This window comes from Novosphingobium nitrogenifigens DSM 19370, from assembly GCF_000192575.1.
Taxonomy (GTDB): Bacteria; Pseudomonadota; Alphaproteobacteria; order Sphingomonadales; family Sphingomonadaceae; genus Novosphingobium; species Novosphingobium nitrogenifigens.
The window spans coordinates 114679-134444 of the sequence record NZ_GL876934.1; the positions used below are offsets into that span (position 1 = coordinate 114679).

The 19766-nt window shown below is 64.7% G+C and carries 11 protein-coding genes; 7 read left to right on the top strand and 4 right to left on the bottom strand.

Features of this window, described 5'->3' with window-relative positions; all coding sequences use genetic code 11:
* The first annotated feature begins 314 nt into the window (after positions 1-314).
* Positions 315-3542, top strand: a complete 3228-nt coding sequence (locus tag Y88_RS14690; protein WP_008070644.1) for a DUF3857 domain-containing protein — start codon at positions 315-317, stop codon at positions 3540-3542.
* Here the strand turns inward: Y88_RS14690 and Y88_RS14695 are convergent.
* Positions 3512-5053, bottom strand: a complete 1542-nt coding sequence (locus tag Y88_RS14695) for an amidase (protein ID WP_018075810.1) — start codon at positions 5051-5053, stop codon at positions 3512-3514. The genes Y88_RS14690 and Y88_RS14695 overlap by 31 nt on opposite strands.
* 129 nt (positions 5054-5182) lie before the next feature.
* Between Y88_RS14695 and Y88_RS14700 the strand changes: the two genes are divergently transcribed.
* On the top strand, positions 5183-5599 hold the full coding sequence (locus tag Y88_RS14700; RefSeq protein ID WP_008070651.1) for a secondary thiamine-phosphate synthase enzyme YjbQ: 417 nt from the start codon (positions 5183-5185) through the stop codon (positions 5597-5599).
* A 74-nt stretch (positions 5600-5673) separates the two neighbouring features.
* Positions 5674-5877 carry a hypothetical protein gene (locus tag Y88_RS14705; RefSeq protein WP_008070654.1) on the top strand — a complete coding sequence of 68 codons (204 nt, stop codon included), beginning with the start codon at positions 5674-5676 and terminating at the stop codon, positions 5875-5877.
* Here Y88_RS14705 and Y88_RS14710 read toward each other — a convergent pair whose 3' ends face one another.
* Positions 5878-6690 (bottom strand): DUF4349 domain-containing protein, encoded by an 813-nt coding sequence (locus Y88_RS14710; protein ID WP_232281100.1) that lies wholly within the window; start codon positions 6688-6690, stop codon positions 5878-5880.
* Positions 6691-6852: 162 nt separating this feature from the next.
* Positions 6853-9432, bottom strand: a complete 2580-nt coding sequence (gene clpB / locus Y88_RS14715) for an ATP-dependent chaperone ClpB (RefSeq protein ID WP_008070659.1) — start codon at positions 9430-9432, stop codon at positions 6853-6855.
* Positions 9433-9630: 198 nt separating this feature from the next.
* Between clpB and Y88_RS14720 the strand changes: the two genes are divergently transcribed.
* The 4 genes from Y88_RS14720 to Y88_RS14735 all read left to right on the top strand — a co-directional run bounded on the left by Y88_RS14720 (position 9631) and on the right by Y88_RS14735 (position 18883).
* The gene (locus Y88_RS14720) at positions 9631-12090 is read left to right on the top strand and encodes a TonB-dependent receptor (protein WP_008070662.1); all 2460 of its coding nucleotides are present in this window, start codon (positions 9631-9633) and stop codon (positions 12088-12090) included.
* Positions 12091-12245: 155 nt separating this feature from the next.
* Positions 12246-15122 (top strand): M16 family metallopeptidase, encoded by a 2877-nt coding sequence (locus Y88_RS14725; protein ID WP_018075809.1) that lies wholly within the window; start codon positions 12246-12248, stop codon positions 15120-15122.
* A gap of 98 nt (positions 15123-15220) precedes the next feature.
* Entirely contained in the window at positions 15221-16861 is a 1641-nt protein-coding gene (gene hcp, locus Y88_RS14730) for a hydroxylamine reductase (RefSeq protein WP_008070665.1), read from the top strand.
* Between the two features lie 291 nt (positions 16862-17152).
* Positions 17153-18883 (top strand): chloride channel protein, encoded by a 1731-nt coding sequence (locus Y88_RS14735; RefSeq protein WP_008070666.1) that lies wholly within the window; start codon positions 17153-17155, stop codon positions 18881-18883.
* A gap of 13 nt (positions 18884-18896) precedes the next feature.
* Here the strand turns inward: Y88_RS14735 and Y88_RS14740 are convergent, their stop codons facing one another.
* Positions 18897-19754 carry a LysR family transcriptional regulator gene (locus Y88_RS14740; protein ID WP_018075808.1) on the bottom strand — a complete coding sequence of 286 codons (858 nt, stop codon included), beginning with the start codon at positions 19752-19754 and terminating at the stop codon, positions 18897-18899.
* Positions 19755-19766: the final 12 nt, after the last annotated feature.

Here is a 19766-nt window from a genome sequence, read left to right on the forward strand (position 1 = left end):
AATTTCCAATGGCGGCACCGGCCCTCTCCCCCACCCGACCACCCATAGGGTACTATCGTTGGGTGGTCGGCCCCTTCGGCGAAAACGTCCCCCGGACGTTTTCGTCGCCCGAAGAGCGGGAGTGGGCTGGTGCCGCCTTCAAAATTCGCTCTCTGCGAATTTTGAATCAGACTCCAAAAGCCGGAGCGGCATGAATACGGATCTGCAATAGCTGGACGAAATCGGGGCGATCGCGATAGGTTGCCCGTCCCGATTTCGTCCGGAGAGTTCATTTGCGCTTGCGTCGATCCGCTGCCCTTTTCTTGCTCTCTTCGATGCTTACAACGCCCGCGCTCGCCGCGCCGGATGCGCGCCCGGTCATTGCGCCGCCGCCCGACTGGGTTCTTCCCGCCACCATGCCCGCCGCCCCGACCGCGATCGAAGGGGCCTCGGTCGTCGATCTCCTGCTCGACCAGCAAGTGCGGCTGATCGACGGGGGCGTCGCCACCTATCGCGCCAATGTCTACCGGATCGCCTCGTCACAAGGGCTCGACGCCGGAGCCCTGCAACTCAACTGGGACCCCAGTCTCGAAACGCTGACCATCCATCGCTATCGCATCCTTCGCGAGGGCAAGGTCATCGACCTCGTCGGCACCGGCGCCAAACTGCAAGTCGTGCAGCGGGAAAAGAATCTTGAAAACGCGACGCTCGACGGGGAGCTGACCGCGTCGCAACAACCCGAAGACTTGCGCGCGGGCGACGTCATCGACCTTGCCTATACGATCGTGCGCAAGGATCCCGCGACCGGTGGCCGCGCCGAAGGGCTCTATGGCCCTCAGGACGGCGTGCCCTATGGCCGCTATCGCCTGCGCGTGACCTGGCCAAAGGGACGCACCGTGCAATGGCGGGCAGCCCCCGGTGTGGTCGTCCCCCATCTGTCTGAAAAAGGCGGCGAAAGCGAATTGCTGTCCGACCTTGCCAATGTGACGACGCCGCGTCCGCCCTCGGGCGCGCCCGCGCACTACGGCATGGTCAATCTGGTCGATCTGACCGAATTTCCCGACTGGCCCTCGGTCTCGCGCGCCTATGCCGGGCTTTTTGCCAAGGCCGTGGCGATTGCCCCCGACAGCCCGCTCAAGGGCGAGATCGCGCGGATTGCTGCCGCGTCCCCCGATCCGGTGCGCCGGGCCGAACTGGCGCTGGCTCTGGTCGAGGAACAGGTCCGCTATCTCTTCATCGGCATGGATGACGGCGGTTTCGTGCCTGCTCCCGCCGACCAGACGTGGCAACGCCGCTATGGCGACTGCAAGGGCAAGACCGCTCTCCTCATCGCGCTGCTGTCCGGGCTCGGGATCGAGGCGCGTCCGGTCCTCGTCAACACCGATGACGGCGATGCCACGGCCCACCGCCTGCCGACGATGGCCGGTTTCGACCACGTCATTGTCGAGGCGACGATCGCCGGGCGCAGCTACTGGCTCGACGGAACGCGTCAGGGGGACACCCGGCTCGATCGGCTGGTCATGCCCGACATGGTCGTCGGCCTGCCCGCGACGGCCACGGGAAGCGGCCTGATCCCGATGATCGAACCCGCCCCGACGGTGCCGGAAAGCCTGACCAGCCTTGCTCTCGACGCGTCACAGGGGATCGAGGTTCCCGCCCCCGCGACCGGGGAAATGCGCTTTCGCGGTGATCAGGCCGCGCAAGTGCGAATGAAGTACGCGGGCTATTCCTCCACCGATCTCGAACGCGCGCTCAAGAAGCTGTGGCGCGACACTTACGACTTCGTCACCCCCGACGAAGTGGCCGCGCGCGAGGAAAAAGACAGCGGCGAATTCGTCATCTCCATGAAGGGGAAGGCGAAAATGGACTGGTACATGAGCGGGTCGACCCGCTGGTACGAACTCGACCGCGCGCGCGTGGGATGGAAGATCAAAGTCGAACGCGACGGCGAACTCAACCCCGACGCGCCCTTCGCCTTCGATTATCCGGCATGGTGGGCCAATCGCGAAACCATCATCCTGCCGCAGAAAGGCACCGGGTTCGCCTTGCAAGCCAAAGACATCGATCGCACCGTCGGCGATCTCTATGCCTTTCATCGCAAGGTCGCCATCACCGACGGCGTGCTGCGGATGGAAAACGACACCCGCGCACTCAAAGACGAATTGCCAGCCACACAGGCCGTCTCCGTCCGCGACGAGATGCAGACGCTCGCCAATGACGGCGTCTTCGTGCGCGTCCCCGACAACTACCTCTACACCCCCGCCGATCTCGTCGCGCTGGCAGAAGACAAGCCCGCTCTCGCCAAGGCTTATGTACAGAACGGCGCCGTCCGCCTCGACCAGGCCGACACCGCCGGGTCCATCGCCGACGAAAAGCAGGCGATCGCGATCGATCCCAAGCTGTCGATGGCGCATGCGGTTCTCGCCCTCGCCTATTCCCGGACCGGCAAGGATGACGAAGCGGCGCTGCACGAAGCCGATCTCGTGACGGACGCCAAGTCATGGCTGCCATGGGCGGCGCGCGGCGGCGTGTTCCTGCGACGCACCGATTTTGCCGGCGCCGTCGCAGCCTATGACAAAGTGCTCGCGACCAATCGCAACGACGTCAGCGCGCTGGTCGGACGGGGTTCGGCCCATCTCGGCCTCGGCCATTCGGCACAGGCCCTGGCCGATTTTGACGCAGCTCTGGCGATCATGCCGAAATTGCCGTTGCAAGCGGCGCGAGCCGTGGCGCTGGCCGGGGTCGGTCGCCGAGAGGAAGCGCTCGATCAGGCAGACATCGCCATTGCCCGTTCGCCCGACGATCGTCAGACCCGCCTCCTGCGCATCGACGTTCGGTACCAGACCGGCGACGGCGCGGGGGCTCTCGCCGATGCCGACTATCTCCTCGCGCACAAGCCGACGGCGCAGGACTATCTGCTCCACGCCCACCTTTTGCCGGACAACGATACTGCCCGGCGCGAAGCCGACATCGACGCCGCGCTCAAACTCGACGGCAAGAATGCCGAAGCCTATCTGCTGCGAGCGCAAGGGGCGATTGCAACCGGGCGACTGGCTCTTGCCGATACGGCACTGGGGGAAGCGGAAAAGCGCAAGGCCAATGCCCTTGCCGTGACCAGTCTGCGGCTCGACCTGCTCGCCAAGCGCGGAGATGCGACGGCCGCACTCAAGCTTGCAAACGAAGTCGTCTCGAGCCATCCGGACGATGCATCGACCCGCAACATGGTCTGCTGGTTCAAGGCGACGCGCAACATCGCGCTCGATACCGCGCTCGCCGACTGCGACGCCGCCGTGAAACTGGCGGCGAACACGCCATCCTATCTTGACAGTCGAGCCTTTGCCCGCCTGCGCGGCGGAGATACCAAGGGGGCAATCACCGACTATTCGGCAGCGCTCCACCAATCGCCCGACCTCGTCGCCTCGCTCTATGGCCGGGGTATCGCCTATGCCCGGCTGGGCGACCGCAACCGCGCGCTGGCCGACCTGTCACGCGCCCGCGCCGACAAGCCGGACATCGATACGGTCTGGGCCGATTATGGGGTGACGCCGCCGCCGGGATTCTGAACGGAATCGCGGTTCAGCACGGGACGGCGGGACAGGACGTCGCCCGCCACCTCTTCATAGGCCGCCGCAGCCGCGAGACAGGCTGCCTCGCCATGGACCGGGGCGACGATCTGCACGCCCATCGGCAAACCGCCGTCATTGAAACCGGCCGGAACCGCCAGCGCGGGACATCCGGCCAGCGTCACGAGGCAAGCGACTTTCATCCACTCGTGATAGCTGGTCATGGTTACCCCGCCGACGTGTCTGGGCCAGTCCTGCTCGATGGGAAAGGGAAAGACTTGGGCGCTCGGGACGATCCACAGATCGCACCGGCGAAACACGGACGCGACGGCCCGGCTCCATCGGGTGCGGACCGCCGACAAGGCACTGACATCATAGGCGGAAAGCGCCATGCCGCCTTCGATCTCCCAGATCGCCTCAGGCTTGAGCCCCGCACGCTTTGCGGGATCGCGATAGAGATCGATCATGCCCGAACCGTTGATCCAGTGGCGCAAGCCGACAAAGGCACGCCAGGCTTCCTCGACAGGGAAATCGGGCACGACCTCGACAATGTCGGCCCCCATCGCGGCAAAGCGGTCGAGCGCCTGACGACAGGTGTCGAGGACACCTGGATCGAACGGGACCGCACCACCGAAATCGCCCGACCAGCCGATCCGCTTGCCGCGCAAGGACGCCGGTTCGACCATGCGCAAGGCTGCGGTATCGCACGCCTCCGACAGCGGCGCACGGATGTCGCGCCCCGCCATGACCGACAGCATCAGCGCAAGATCCCCGACATTGCGCGCCATCGGCCCGACCACACCGGGCGAAGGCAACCAGTCGTCGTTGGTGTCGGCAGGAATGCATCCCATTCCGGTGCGAAAACCGTAGACATTGTTCCATGCGGCCGGATTGCGCAGGCTGCCGCCGTAATCGCTGCCGTCGGCCAGCGGCACCATGTCGAGCGCCAGAGCCACTGCCGCTCCGCCGCTGCTGCCTCCGGCCGAGCGGGACAAGTCGTAAGGATTGCGGGTCGCACCCCAGATCGGATTGACCGTGTGCGACCCCAGCCCGAATTCGGGCGTATTGGTCTTGCCGATGAAAGTCACACCCGCGCGGCGCAGGCGTTCGACCGGCAAACTGTCATGTCCGGCAATGTCGTGGGCAAAGATCGGCGAGCCCATCGTGAACGGCAATCCGGCCACCGGTTCGAGATCCTTGACCGCGTGGGGCAGGCCGTGGAGCGCCCCCAGCGGGATGCCTGCCCCCACGACCCGATCCGACGCCTCGGCTGCGCGCACCATGGCGCCGCGATCCTGCAAACCGATGATCGCATTGACAGTGGGGTTGAGCGCATCGATCCGGTCGAGGAAAGCCTCCATCACCTCGACCGCCGAAATCCTGCGGGTCGCGATCGCTGCGACAAGGTCGCGTGCCGACCATGCCGTCAGCGGCCCGGACGGTCCGTCGGACGTTTCCCTGCGCCGGACGAGCGTTCCGGCAAGTGCGGCGATGGAAAAGCGGCTGGTCATGCCGGGAATGACAACGTCCCTTCCCCGCAAAGGCAAGAGCCCACCCAACAAAGAACAGCGATGGCCAAAGAGCAGCTATAGCCAAAGAACTCTGGGCCACGGCGCGGGGTGGTGCCATATCCTCCGCCCATGAGACAGGCAGCCGACGAACTCGTCATCGCAACCAACGGCAAGGGGCTGGTCGAACTGACCGACGCCGTCGTTCGCTGGGTCCGCGAACAAGGCATGACCACCGGACTGCTGACCATGCTGTGCCGCCACACCTCGGCATCGCTGTGCATTCAGGAAAATGCCGCGCGCGAAGTCCGGGGCGACATCCTGCGCTGGCTCGACCGCATGGCCCCCGAAAACGGGACTTATGCCCACGACGACGAAGGGCCGGACGACATGCCCGCCCATCTCAAGGCCATCCTGACCGGCGTCACCCTGTCGATCCCGGTGATGAACGGAAAACCGGCCTTGGGTACATGGCAAGGGATCTATCTCGTCGAACACCGGATTGCACCGCATCGGCGCCATCTTGCCATGCACCTTATGGGCAACTAACCTTTCGCAAACCCATATTCCGTCACAATACGCGCCGCGCCGGTCCCCTCCCCCAGCGCCTCCCCCCGCACACGATGATCGGATCCGAAGTCATGCCGCACAAGACTGTCCCTGCCCAGTACTGGCCCGACGAGCGCCTGCTGAAAGCGGCTGCCCTGATGCAAGAGGCACTCGACCTGCTCGACAGCGTGGGCGAAACCCGCTCGGCCGTGCATCTTCAACACGCGATCGACGTGCTGGGGGACACCCCGCGTTACCCGCAGGCTCACGCGGGGTGATCATTCGGACGGTGAATTGTTCTCAGGGCGCTGCTTGAGATACCGCCGGACAACGACCACGCCACCCCAGCCAAGAGCCAACAGCGCCATCCACGGCACCAAGGTCACGGCAGCGAAAACCATGAAGGACAGGCTGCCCAGTATATTGGACCAGCCGTCCTTGATCGCTCCGACAAAGGGCCCGTCACTCAGACTGAGATCGACGGCACCGGATTCGTAATCGAGCCTCATGGGAGTGGATGCCAAGGCCCGCGCAGCATTCTGCGCGACACCATTGCTCTGACGGGAACTGTCCGCAAGGAAAGCAAGACGCTGCTCGAGCATGGAACGCTCCGCAGCGGGCAACCCCGGCTTTGCCAATTGCGCCTTGACCTGCTCGCGCTCGTTATTCTGTGAGGCTGTGTCGGCATTGGCGGAAGCGAGAGCGGCTCCCATCTCCTCGCTCTCGATCCGCACATCGTCCAGCATGCCACCATGTTTGCCGACGACCTCGATCGCCAACTTCCCGAAACGCCGCGCGGCATCCGGGGCAAGCCGCAGCGAAAGGCTCGCGTCGACCCGCCGATCGCGTCCGACATGATAGGTCATGCCGGTGACACGGCAGACCGTCGGCCCCAAAGCCTCGCACTGCGACGCATGATCTTCCTGCGTTGCGGCGATGCGTTCAACCGGCAGACGAAATCCATAATTGAAACTGATCGCAAGATCCGGCTGGGCCGAAACTTCCACATTTGGGCCGGGTCCGCTTTCCGGCTCACTTGCCTCCGGTGCTTTTTCAGAACACGCGGAAAGACACAAAAGCGCAGCACCCAAACAAATTCTACGCATAACCGGATGCCCCCAATCCGAACTGATCCCCCCCTCCCCTATCTCGTAAAACTATATTCAAAAAGAACAAAATGATCCCGCCCGGTATCTTTGCGGATACCGGGCGGGTCATTGACAGAGGCTGTTGGAACCTGAACGATCAGGCTATCATTCGACCGTGAACGTCAGCGCGCCGTCGCCTTCGTCGATGTGGACGGCATGACCGTCCGGCACATCCCCGGAGAGCAGCTTTTCGGCGAGCGGGTCCTGCAGGTACCGCTGCACCGCCCGCTTCAACGGCCGTGCGCCATAGACCGGGTCGTAACCGACCCGACCCAGCCAACGCTTGGCCGCGTCCGACAGGTCGAGCGTGATCTTCCGGTCCTTGAGCAGGTTTGCCACCCGCGCGACCTGAATATCCACGATCGGTGCCATGTGTTCCTGACCCAGGCGGTGGAAGAGAATGATCTCGTCCAGCCGGTTGAGGAACTCCGGACGGAAATGGGCACGCACGACTTCCATGACCTGCGGCTCGACGCTGCTGGCGTCGGCGCCGTCGGGCAGGTTGGCAAGGTACTGGCTGCCGAGGTTGCTGGTCAGGATGATCAGCGTGTTGGTGAAATCCACCACGCGTCCCTGCCCATCGGTCAACCGCCCGTCGTCGAGCACTTGCAGCAGCACGTTGAACACGTCCTGATGCGCCTTTTCCACTTCGTCGAACAACACGACCTGATAAGGCCGACGCCGCACCGCCTCGGTCAGCACACCGCCTTCGTCATACCCGACATAGCCCGGAGGCGCACCGATCAGACGGCTGACGCTGTGCTTTTCCATGAATTCCGACATGTCGATGCGGACCATGGCGTTGTCGTCGTCGAACATGAACCCGGCCAGAGCCTTGGTCAGCTCGGTCTTGCCGACACCCGTGGGGCCAAGGAAGAGGAAGCTGCCCAAAGGCCGGTTCGGATCCTGAAGCCCCGCACGGGCACGGCGCACCGCCTTCGACACGGCCGTGACTGCATCCTTCTGGCCGATCACCCGCTTGCCGAGCGCGTCTTCCATATGGAGCAGCTTTTCCCGTTCGCCTTCCATCATCCGGTCGACCGGGATCCCGGTCCAGCGGCTGACGACGGCGGCGATGTCCTCGGCGGTCACTTCCTCGCGCAGCAACGCATTCTGGGCGGTGCTCCGCGCTTCGGCGAGTTGCCGTTCGAGTTCGGGAATGCGGCCATAGGCCAGTTCCCCGGCACGGGCGAGATTGCCCTGCCGCTGTGCCTGTTCGAGTTCGATCCTGGCAGCGTCGAGTGCTTCCTTGATCTTGCCTTCGGCAGCGATCTTGTCGCGCTCGTTCTGCCAGCGGGTGGTCAGCTCGCTCGACTGCTGTTCAAGGTTGGCGAGTTCTTCGCGCAAGTTGACCAGCCGATCCTTGGACGCGGCGTCGCTTTCCTTGGCGAGCGCCATTTCCTCGATCTTGAGCTGGATGATCCGGCGGTCGAGATTCTCGATTTCCTCGGGCTTGGATTCCACTTCCATGCGGATGCGGCTCGCCGCCTCGTCCATGAGGTCGATGGCCTTGTCCGGCAGAAAACGGTCGGCAATGTAACGGTTCGACAGCGTGGCCGCCGCGACGATCGCATTGTCGGCAATCCGCACGCCATGGTGCAGTTCGTACTTCTCCTTGATCCCGCGCAGGATCGAGATGGTGTCCTCGACCGTCGGCTCACCCACGAAGACGGGCTGGAACCGCCGCTGCAACGCGGGGTCCTTTTCCACGTACTTCTGATACTCGTCGAGCGTGGTCGCACCGATGCAGTGCAGCTCGCCGCGCGCCAGAGCCGGCTTCAGAAGGTTCGAGGCATCCATCGCGCCGTCGGTCTTGCCCGCGCCGATCAGGGTGTGCATCTCGTCGATGAAGAGGATGATTTCCCCTTCGGCACCCTTCACTTCGTCGAGCACGGCCTTCAACCGTTCCTCGAACTCGCCGCGATACTTGGCCCCCGCGATCAGCGCGCCCATGTCGAGCGCCATCAGCCGACGATGACGCAGGCTTTCGGGCACGTCGCCATTGGCGATGCGCAGGGCAAGCCCTTCGGCGATCGCCGTCTTGCCGACGCCGGGTTCGCCGATCAGCGCAGGGTTGTTCTTGGTGCGCCGGGCAAGGATCTGGACCGTGCGGCGAATTTCCTCGTCGCGACCGATCACCGGGTCGAGCTTGCCCTCGCGCGCCGCTTCGGTCAGGTCGCGGGCATATTTCTTCATCGCGTCATAGGCGTTTTCGGCCCCGGCGCTGTCGGCCGTGCGTCCGCCGCGCAGGGCGGTAATCGCCGCTTCAAGCCCGGCCGGAGTGACATTGGCCGCTTTCAGCGCCTGTCCAGCCGACGTGGTGGTCGCAAGCGCAAGCGCCAGCAACAGCCGTTCGACCGTCACATAGCTGTCGCCCGACTTGGTCGCGACCTGTTCGGCCTGATCGAGCACGCGCACCGCGTCGTTGTCGAAACCGGGCGAGGCTTGCGCACCCGATCCAGTCACCGCCGCGACCTTGCCCAATGCCTTGTCGATTTCGGCATTGGCAATCACGGGGTTGCCACCGGCGCGCTGGATCAGCCCGCTGGCCATGCCTTCACCATCCTCCAGCAGAGCCTTGAGCAGATGGTCAGGCGAAATGCGCTGGTGATTGAGCCGGATGGCGAGAGTCTGCGCCGCTTGCAGGAAGCCCTTGGCGCGGTCGGTGAATTTTTCGAGGTTCATGGGTACTGTTTCCCTCCTGATACCGACCAGATAGTGTGGCTTTTTAGTCACACAAGGAGGTGGATCAAATTTCCTTGTCGTTTTGATCACTTCGGTCCGCGCCAGAGGTTCTGCGCCTTTCGAATGACAGCATGGCGACCGTCTCGGCTTCGTCATCGCAATCGCATCGGCCTGTAACATACCCCGGTTACCCGCCCCGTGACGCGCCGTCTGCGTCGCAACCATTTCAAGATGTTCGGGGACCTTTCGATGATCCTGTTTCGCACGCGGCTGGTGCTGACCGCATCCGGCCTGACCCTTGCCGCGCTCGGCGCCCTGCCTGCCCTTGCCGCCGAAGCTCCTGCGGCCCCCGCGACCGCTGCGCCCGCCGCTGCCGAAACCTCTGCCGCACCCGATGCATCCGGGGATCAGCTGTCCGAAATCGTCGTCACGGCTGAAAAGCGTCCGCAAAGCCTGCAGACGACGCCGATCGCGATCTCGGTGCTCGACAGCAATACCCTGACCAACCGCCATGTCGTCTCGCTGCTCGACATCGGTGACGGCGCGGTTCCCTCGCTGCGCGTGGCGCCGTTCTATTCGCGCAATTCCGCACTCGTCCTCAACGTGCGCGGCGTCGGCGTGCTCTCGGACAGCAACCAGCCCGCCCGTGACCAGGGCGTGGGCGTCTATATCGACGGGGTCTATCTTGGCCGTGCACAGGGTCTGGGCACCGCGCTGTTCGACATCGAAAGCATCGAAGTGCTCAAGGGGCCGCAGGGCACCCTGTTCGGCCGCAATACCGAAGGCGGCGCCGTCTCGATCGTGACGCGCAAGCCGAGCGGCGAATTCCATCTCAACACCACGGTCGGCTACGGCAACTACGGCGCCTACAAGGGCGAAATCCACCTCGACCTGCCGAGCTGGCACAACATCGCGGTCAAGATCGACGGCGTCGTCTCGCACCGCGACGGCACGGTCAAGAACCCGCTGGCCGGACAGACCGACTTCAACGCCTATGACAAGCGCGGCCTCCATGCCGAGGCGCTGTGGAAACCGGTCTCGAACTTCTCGGCCGACTATTCGTTCGACATGTCCTATGACAGCTCGACGCCCTATTACCTTCAGGGGCTTACCCACGGCACCGTCGCCCAGGCCCCCGCGCTCTATCTTCAGCCCACCCGCGCCGATGTCGCCAATATCGGCGCCGTGCAGCAGGCCAGCGTCGGCAAGACGTTTGGCCATCGCCTGACGCTCGACTGGGACATCGCGCCCTCGATCAAGCTCAAGTCGATCAGCTCATACCGGACGCTGTCGCAGGGCCAATACGACAACGGCTCGGTCAACGGCAGTGCCTATACTGCGGGCGGCTCATTCGCGCGCTATTCGCTCGCCCATTTCTGGCAGCATCAGGGTAGCCAGGAATTCCAGCTGATCGGCGAAACCGGTGAATTCAAGTATGTCGCGGGCGCGATGTACTACATCGAAACCGTGCAGGACGACGCGCAGGCGTTCTATACCATGCAGTGGAATTCGACCGGAACGGCCGGGACGGTGATCTCGCCGCTGACGGCCAAGGTCAACGGCGTCTCGGGCACTTACGACTATTCCAACTATCCCGCCGCCCGCGCCAGCCACGTCACCAGCCAGTCGCTCGGCGTGTTCGGGCAGGCGACCTGGACCCCGGCATTCCTGGGCAACATCGCCCACCTGACCGGCGGGTTGCGCTGGAGCCGCGACATCAAGCACGGCGACCTGTTCCTGCTCAACGGCGCCACGCCGGTTTCGGCCACCACCGGCCAGACTTCGCCCTATTACATGTACAGCAGCTGGTCGCGGGTCGATCCCATGGTCAACATCGCCGTCGACGTGACGCGCGACGTCCACCTCTACGGCAAGTGGAGCACCGGCTATCGTTCGGGCGGCGCCAATTCGCGCTCGCTCAGCTATGCGCCGTTCAATCCCGAAAGCGTCTCGATGTTCGAGGCCGGGATCAAGTCGGAATTCTTCAACCGCCGCGCCCGCCTCAACATCGCGGCCTATACCGGCAGCTACAAGAACCCGCAGATCGACTTCAGCGCGGTCTACCTGACTTATGATGCAAACGGGAACCTCATCAACAATACGACCCGCACGACGACCGACACCGCCAATGCGCCGGGGTCGGGTCGCCTGACCGGGATCGAGGCGGAACTGACGGTCAATCCGCTGCGCGGGCTGAACCTGACCGCGTCCTATGCCCACACCCATGTGCGCATGCCCGACACGCTCGATCCGTTCCCCTATGACGGGGTGAACTACTACACCTCGCCCACCAGGATCTATCCGACCTACACTCCGCAGAACGCAGTCACCGGCGCGATCGACTATGAACGCCCGATCGGCAACGTGACCCTGCGCGCCCACCTCGACGGCAATTACGACGACGGCCAGTACGTTGCCTCGTACTTCGCGCCGGGAACCGAAGTGAAAAGCGGTCGCGCGCTCGTTTTCAACGGACGCCTGTCGCTGGCCGACGTTCCGCTCAACCAGAGCGGCGCGAAAATGGCGTTCTCGTTCTGGGTCCGCAATCTCTTCAACGAACAACACGTCTGGTACGCGCAGAAGTCGATCCAGCTCGGCACGCAGGGCTTTTTCAACGACCCGCGCACGTTCGGCGGTGAACTCAACGTTCGCTTCTGATCCCGGCAAACAAAATGCAATCGAGGAAGGGGCGTCGTGCTGCGGCGCCCCTTTTTCCGTTTCGGACGAGACGATCGCGTCGTTTCTCCCCTGTTCAGCTTCACCGTGATCTGGAACAAACAGCAAATCCGTCCGGTCCCAGCCACAGGATGTCCATGAAAGCGCTTCTTTCCTTGTCCCGCCGTCCGTCCCGCCTGCTGATGGGGGGAACCGCCCTTGCCGGACTGGTGGCGACGTCCCTTGCCGCAACGCCCGCCCTTGCGGCCGAGGCTGTCGACAAGCCCGCGCCGGTCGCCGATCTCGTGAAGGCGGTGAACATTCCCTATGACCGCTTCACTCTGCCCAACGGCCTGACCGTGCTGGTCCATACCGACCGCAAGGCTCCGGTCGTGGCAGTTTCGGTCTGGTATGCGGTCGGGTCCAAGAACGAGCCGCGCGGGCGCACCGGCTTTGCCCACTTGTTCGAACACCTGATGTTCTATGGCTCGGAACATGTGTCGGGCAATTTCTTCGCGCCCCTGTCCGAAGTCGGTGCGACCGACATGAACGGCACGACCTGGCTCGACCGTACCAACTATTTCGAAACGGTCCCGACCGGCGCGCTCGACCGCGCGCTGATGATGGAAAGCGATCGCATGGGCTATCTCCTGCCCGCGATGACGCAGGCCCGGCTCGATGCCCAGCGCGCCGTGGTCAAGAACGAGAAGCGGCAGGGCGACAACCAGCCGTTCGGTCTGGTCGACTACGAAAAGCTTGAAACCCTTTATCCGGCGGGCAATCCCTATCACCACTCGACGATCGGCTCGATGGACGATCTCGACAAGGCCTCGCTCGATGACGTGAAAGGCTGGTTCCGCGACCATTACGGGCCGAACAATGCGGTGCTCGTGCTCGCGGGCGACATCGACCTTGCGACGGCAAAGGACAAGGTCACGCACTGGTTCGGCTCCATCCCCGCCGGCCCCAAGGTCCAGCCGGTCAAGGTGCCGATCGTTCCGCTCAAGGCTCCGGTCGAAAAGACCATCCACGATTCGGTCGCCACCACTCGCGTCTATCGCATGTGGGCCGTTCCCGGCCTCGACAATCCGCAATACCTGCCGCTCTCGATCGGCGCCACGATCCTTGGCGGGCTGGCGAGTTCGCGGCTCGATGATGCCCTCGTGCGCGGACGCCAGATCGCCATCGCAACCGAGGCCAATACCGAGACGTTCGCCCAGGGCGCCCAGTTCGTCGTCTCGGCCGATGTGAAGCCGGGACAGGACGCCAAGGTCGTCGGCGCCGCTCTCGATGCCGAAATCGCCCGCCTGATCGCGCAAGGGCCGACCGCGGACGAGCTTCAGCGCGCGACCATGGCCTATGTCAGCACCCAGATCCGCGCACTCGAATCCGTGGGCGGCAACAGCGGCAAGGCCCCGACCCTTGCCGAAGGGCTGCTCTATTCGGGCGACCCGGCCCATTACCGCACCGAATTGGAAGCCGCCGCGAAAGTGACCGCCGCCGACGTACAGGCCGCGATGAAAACATGGCTCAGCCATCCCGTCTTTGCCCTGACCGTCGAACCGGGTACCCGGACGGCCGGTGGCGAGAACCGGGGCGGCGACGATGCCCTTCCCCCGGCACAGCCCGCGCCGCCGGTCGCGAATACTGCCGCGACGACGCCGTCCGCCGACCGCAGCACGTTGCCGGCCGCAGGCGACATCCCGCCCCTGCCCTTCCCGGCGATCGAGCGCGCCACGCTGTCGAACGGGATCAAGGTCTATTTCGCCCGCCGCAGTGCCGTCCCGACGGTCGCGGTCCGCGTCGCGTTCGACGCGGGCTATGCCGCCGATCCGGTCGGCGCGCCGGGAACCGAGGCTCTTCTCCTCAAGCTGATGGACGAAGGCACCGAAAAGCTCGACGCGATCGAACTGGCCCGTGCGCGCGAACGCCTCGGCGCGGCGATCACCGCCTACTCAGGCCCCGACCAGACCGGGTTCCAGCTCGATGCCCTCGACGCCAACCTCGCGCCTTCGCTGAGCCTGCTCAGCGATTTCGTCCGCCATCCGGGCCTGCGCGACAAGGACTTCGCCCGGGTCAAGGATCAGCAACTGGCCGCGATCGACGCCGAAGGACAGGACCCCGACGGCGCCGCGCTGCGCGTGCTCTACCCCGCGCTTTACGGTCCGGGGCATCCCTATGGCACGGCGCCGAGCGGGATCGGCACCCGTGCGGCCGTAACGGCGATGACCCGCGACACGCTTGCCGCATGGCATCAGGCGTGGCTGCGCCCCGATCGCGCGAGCATTTTCGTCGTCGGCGACACCACGCTCGACGCGATGAAGCCGATGCTGGAAAAGAGCTTCGGCAGCTGGAAAGTCCCGGTGAGCGCCGCCCCGGTCAAGAATTTTGCCGTGGCCGTGCCCCAGCCGCGCGCGCGCATCCTGTTGGTCGACCGCCCAGGCGTGCCGCAGGCGCAGATCGAGGCGGGCGAGTTGCTCGATGCCAAGGGTACCGACGACCTCGTCAACCTGCGCACGGCGAACCAGGTGCTCGGCGGCGATTTCCTTGCCCGCCTGACCAGCAACCTGCGCGAGGACAAGGGCTGGTCCTATGGCGTCTACAGCATGATCGGCCAGCGCGAACAGCAAGTCGCGTTCCGCATCTATGCCCCTGTCCAGACCGACAAGGCCGGCCCCGCCATCGCCGAGCTGCGCAAGGAAGTGACCGGCTATCTCGGCACGAGCGGCACCAAGCCGGTCGAACTGGGCTGGGCCGCCACCGGTTCGGCGCGCAAGCTGCCCGGCATGTTCGAAACTTCGGGCGGGTTGCTCGAAGGGATTGCCGGGATCATCCAGTTCAAGCGGCCCGACGACTGGTACACGCGCCTTCCCGAACGCTATCGCGCCTTGACCACCACCGATCTCGACAAGGCCGCGCGAGCCAAGCTCGATCCGTCGCACCTGATGTGGGTCGTGGTCGGTGACGCCGCCAAGATCCGCCCGCAACTGCAGGATCTCGGCCTCCCGGTCGATGAGGTCAAAGCCACCGACTGAGCCGACTGGAAAAAACCATGCATTTGATATGCATCAAATGCATGGTTTCCTCATCCCTCTAAAGACGCATTTCAGATGCAGATTAAAGGGGTGGTCCCATGTATTGCGTGCAGTGTGAGCAGTCGAACAAGGGCGGATGCGCGGTCAAGGTCGGTTCGTGCGGCAAGACCGCCGAAGTCGCCGACATGCAGGACATCCTGCTGCGCGTGATGCAGGGCGTTTCGGTCTATGCCGACCGCGCGGCCCGTGTGGGCGCGCGCGACGCAGAAGTCGATGCCTTCACCCCCCATGCCTGGTTCACTACGCTGACCAACGTCAACTTCGACGCCACCCGCTTTGAAGCCCTGATCGCTCGTGCACTGGCCATGCGGGCCAAGGCGCGCGCCTGCGCCGCCGCCGTCGGCGCCGATCTCCACGACCTGCCCGAACCGGCAACGTGGAACCCCGGCACGACCCCGTCCGAACTCGCGGCCGCAGCACCTTTTGCGGCGATCCAGCGGTTCATGGATCGTGACGGCCCCAGCGTCGTCGGCCTGCGCAATCTGGTCCTCTATGGGCTCAAGGGCACTGCCGCCTATTCCGAACATGCCCGCGTGCTGGGCAAGGAAGAAGCCGCCGTCAGCGCCGAATTCCATCGCATCGCGGCTTTCCTTGCCACCGATCCGACCGACGTCGAAACCCTGCTGGCCGAAGCCCTTGCCATCGGCGCGCTCAATCTCAAGGTCATGGAACTGCTCGACGCGGCCAATACCGGGCGTTTCGGCCATCCCGAAGTGACCATGGTGCGCATGACCCCGATTGCGGGCAAGTGCATCCTCGTCTCCGGCCACGACATGGGCGACCTCGAGGCCATTCTCGAACAGACGCAGGACATGGGCATCTCGGTCTATACCCACGGCGAACTCCTGCCCGCCAATGCCTATCCCGGCATGAAGAAGTACCCGCACCTCGTCGGCAACTACGGCGGCGCGTGGCAGGATCAGCAAAAGGAATTCGCGGCCTTCCCCGGCGCCATCGTGATGACCTCGAACTGCCTCATCAATCCCGAGATCAAGGGCTACAAGGACCGCATCTTCACTGCCGGCCCGGTCGGCTGGAACGGGTTGCCGCACATCGTCGATCATGACTTTTCGGCCGTGATCGCCTGTGCCCTGGCGCAGCCCGGCTTTGCCGAAGACGCGCCAGAGGAACGCATTCCGACCGGATTTGCCCGCAATACCGTGATGGGCGTCGCCGATACCCTGCTCGACATGATCCGCGCAGGCGACGTGCGCAACCTGTTCCTCATCGGAGGCTGCGACGGGGCACGGCCGGGCCGCAACTATTTCCACGACCTTGCCGTCAACACGCCGAGCGACAGCCTGATCCTGACGCTGGGATGCGGCAAGTTCCGCTTCAACCGCGAGGATCTCGGCACGATCCGGGGCGTCCCCCGCGTGCTCGACATGGGCCAGTGCAACGACGCCTATTCCGCAATCCAGGTCGCGGTCGCTGTTGCCGGGGCACTGGGCTGCGGCGTCAACGACCTGCCGCTCCATTACGGGATCAGCTGGTTCGAACAGAAGGCCACCGCCGTTCTCCTCACCATGCTCCACCTTGGCCTGCGCAACATCCACCTCGGGCCGACGCTGCCGCAGTTCCTGACGCCCGAAGTGCTGCAGGTTCTGGTCGACACCTTCGGCGTCCGTCCAACCGGCGATGCCCGCGAAGACTTGGCCCACATGCTTGCGGCGGCCTGATCACCCAGCCTCACCACTCACACCGTTCGGCGCGCCCGGTCCCTGCGGGCGCGCCGAAAAGCTCGACCCCCAAGCAAATTTAATCGTGCAGGTCGCGCAAGGATCGGATAGCGCCGGATGATCGGCGGCCGGGTCGGGGGATTGCGGCGCGAACGTTCCTGCTCCCTGCCCCCCGGCCATCCCGTCGACACCAGGAATCACGGATCCTGCCTGCCGACGACCATGAGCCCCGACCGATCGAAATCGCGATCTTCCCTCAAGAGACGCCTCGCGTGGGCGTGGAAACGGGCCTTGCCCGCTCTTGCCGCAACGATCCGGCGGCGCCTGCGTGAAAGCGAAACGGCGTTCATCCTGCTTGCCATCCTGGTCGGCGCTGCGGCGGGGGCCTCGACTCTCATTCAGGGCTGGCTCGCCCACGGCTTGCAGCACGTCCTCTACGGCATCACCGGAAACCGACTGAGCGCACTCGGCTCGATCCGCCATCCCTGGCGCCTGCTGGCCCTGCCTGCGGGCGGTCTCGCGCTGGTCGGACTCAATCGCTGGCTGACCTTGCAACGCCGGACCCCGACCGACGTGGTCGAAGCCAATGCCCTTCACGGCGGGCGCATTCCCGCGCTCGACAATCTCATCATCGCATCCCAGACGATCCTTTCCAACGGCTGTGGCGCCTCGGTCGGCCTCGAAGCGACGTATGCGCAGATGGGCGGCGGCGCGGCCTCGCTGCTCGGGCAATGGCTACGCCTGCGCCGGGCGGACTTGCGCACGCTGGTCGGCGCCGGAGCAGGTGCAGGCGTGGGCGCTGCCTTCAGCGCGCCGCTGACAGGCGCCTTCTATGCCTTCGAAATCGTCATCGGCAGCTACAGCACCGCGAGCGCCGCCCCGGTCATTGCCGCCGCGCTGGCCGCTGTCGCGATGATGCGCCTTCTGGGCGTCGAACCCTATCTGATCGCCACGACCGCCGCACGGGACATCCGTTTCGTCGATTACCTCGTCTATGCCGGGCTCGGTATCGTCTGCGCCCTGCTCGGCATTCTGGTCATGCGGCTGGTGACGGCCGCCGAGCGCCGCCTGCAAGCCGTGACGCGATCGAGCCCGTGGCGCCCGGTGATCGGCGGCCTCATGCTGATGCCGATTGCATGGCTTTCGCCCCAGACCCTGTCAGCCGGGCACGGCGCGCTTCATCTCGACCTTGCCATGCATCCCCCGCTCGCTTTCCTTGTCACCGTGATCGCGCTCAAGGTCGCAGCTTCGGTCATCTCGCTTGCCAGCGGGTTTCGCGGAGGGCTGTTCTTCGCCTCGCTTTTCCTCGGCTCGCTGGCGGGACAGGCATTCGGCCTGATCGTCAATTCCAATCCCTGGGGCTTTGCCATCGACCTCAACGACGCAGCACTGGTCGGCATGGCCGCATTGAGCGTGTCGATCGTCGGCGGGCCGATGACGCTTGCCCTGCTGATGCTGGAAACGACGCACGACTTTGCCCTGATGGGGGTCGTGCTGACCGCTGCGCTGGTCTCGAGCGCGCTCACCCGCGAAGCCTTCGGCTATTCGTTCTCGACCTGGCGCCTGCATGTGCGCGGCTCAGCGATCCGCAGCCCGCGCGACATCGGCTGGATGTTCACACTGACTGCCGGACGCATGATGCGCCGCGACTGGAAATCGATCCACCACACCGCGACGATTGCCGAATTCCGCGCGCTGATCCCGCTCGGCTCGGCGAGCAAGGCGATCCTGATCGACCCGGATGGCCATTATCGCGGCATCGTCCTGTCATCGACCGCCTATGCCCCGGCCCTCGACCCCGCAGCCCCGGCCGCGACACAGGCGATCCTGACCGACGTCACCCTGTCCCCTGAAACCGGCATTCGCGAAATCATCGGCACTTTCGACGAAGCCGGAGCCGACGAACTCGCCGTCGTCGCCCCATCCGGCAAAGTGCTCGGCGTCCTCACCGAAAAACACGCCCGCCGCCGCTACCTCGAAGAAATCGAGGCCGACCAGAAACGCATGTTCGGCGAAAACTGAACCTTCCGTTCCATCAACCAAGTGCCTCGCCCCCCATGGTCGCAGCAGCCGCGCGCAGTCCGGCGCGGATGCGGATCATGACTTCGGGGTCGGCGCGGGGGGAATGGGCGAGATAGGCGGAATAGGAGAATTCCGGGCTGTCGGGCACCGGCAGCAATTGTCCGGCCTCCATCAAGAGGCGAATGAACCCCTCGCGGAAATAGCCGCGCCCGCCGGTCGAGAGGATATATTCCAGCGCCAGCGGGCCATGATCGACTGCAATCACCGGATTGGCCTGATCGGGATAGGCGGCCTGATGGAACGCGGCAAATTCCTCGCCCCACCATACCCCGACCTGTTCGGACGCGGCCTCATCGTTGCCGGGGGTACGCACCAGCACCAGTTTTTCCTCGAACAACAATTCGGTGATGATCCCGGTGCGCCGCGCACCGCCATAGATCACGGCGGCATCGAGCAATCCGCTCTGCACCTGATCGAGCAGGCGGTCGGCTCCATCGACCCGCGCGCGGACCGCCAGATGCGGGGCGTGGCGGCGTGTCCATGACAGCCAGTGGAGCAGCAAGGGATTCCACAGGCTGAATTCGGCACCCACGGTGACGACCGAATCGAACCCTTCGGGCAAGGCGACCGCCCGCCGCGCGCTTTCCCACACTTGTACCAGTGACGTCGCAAAGCGCAGGAAACGCTCCCCTGCCGCCGTCATCCGCGCCCCGGCCTTGTCCCGCACGAACACCGGACGCCCCAATTGCTCCTCCAGAACGCGGATGCGTGCGCTGACGGCGGTCTGGGTGATGTGCAGATTGGCAGCCGCATTGATGAAGCTGCCGGTGCGGACGACTTCGAGAAACGTGCGGGCAATGGCGATGTCCATCGGCGAGCCTTT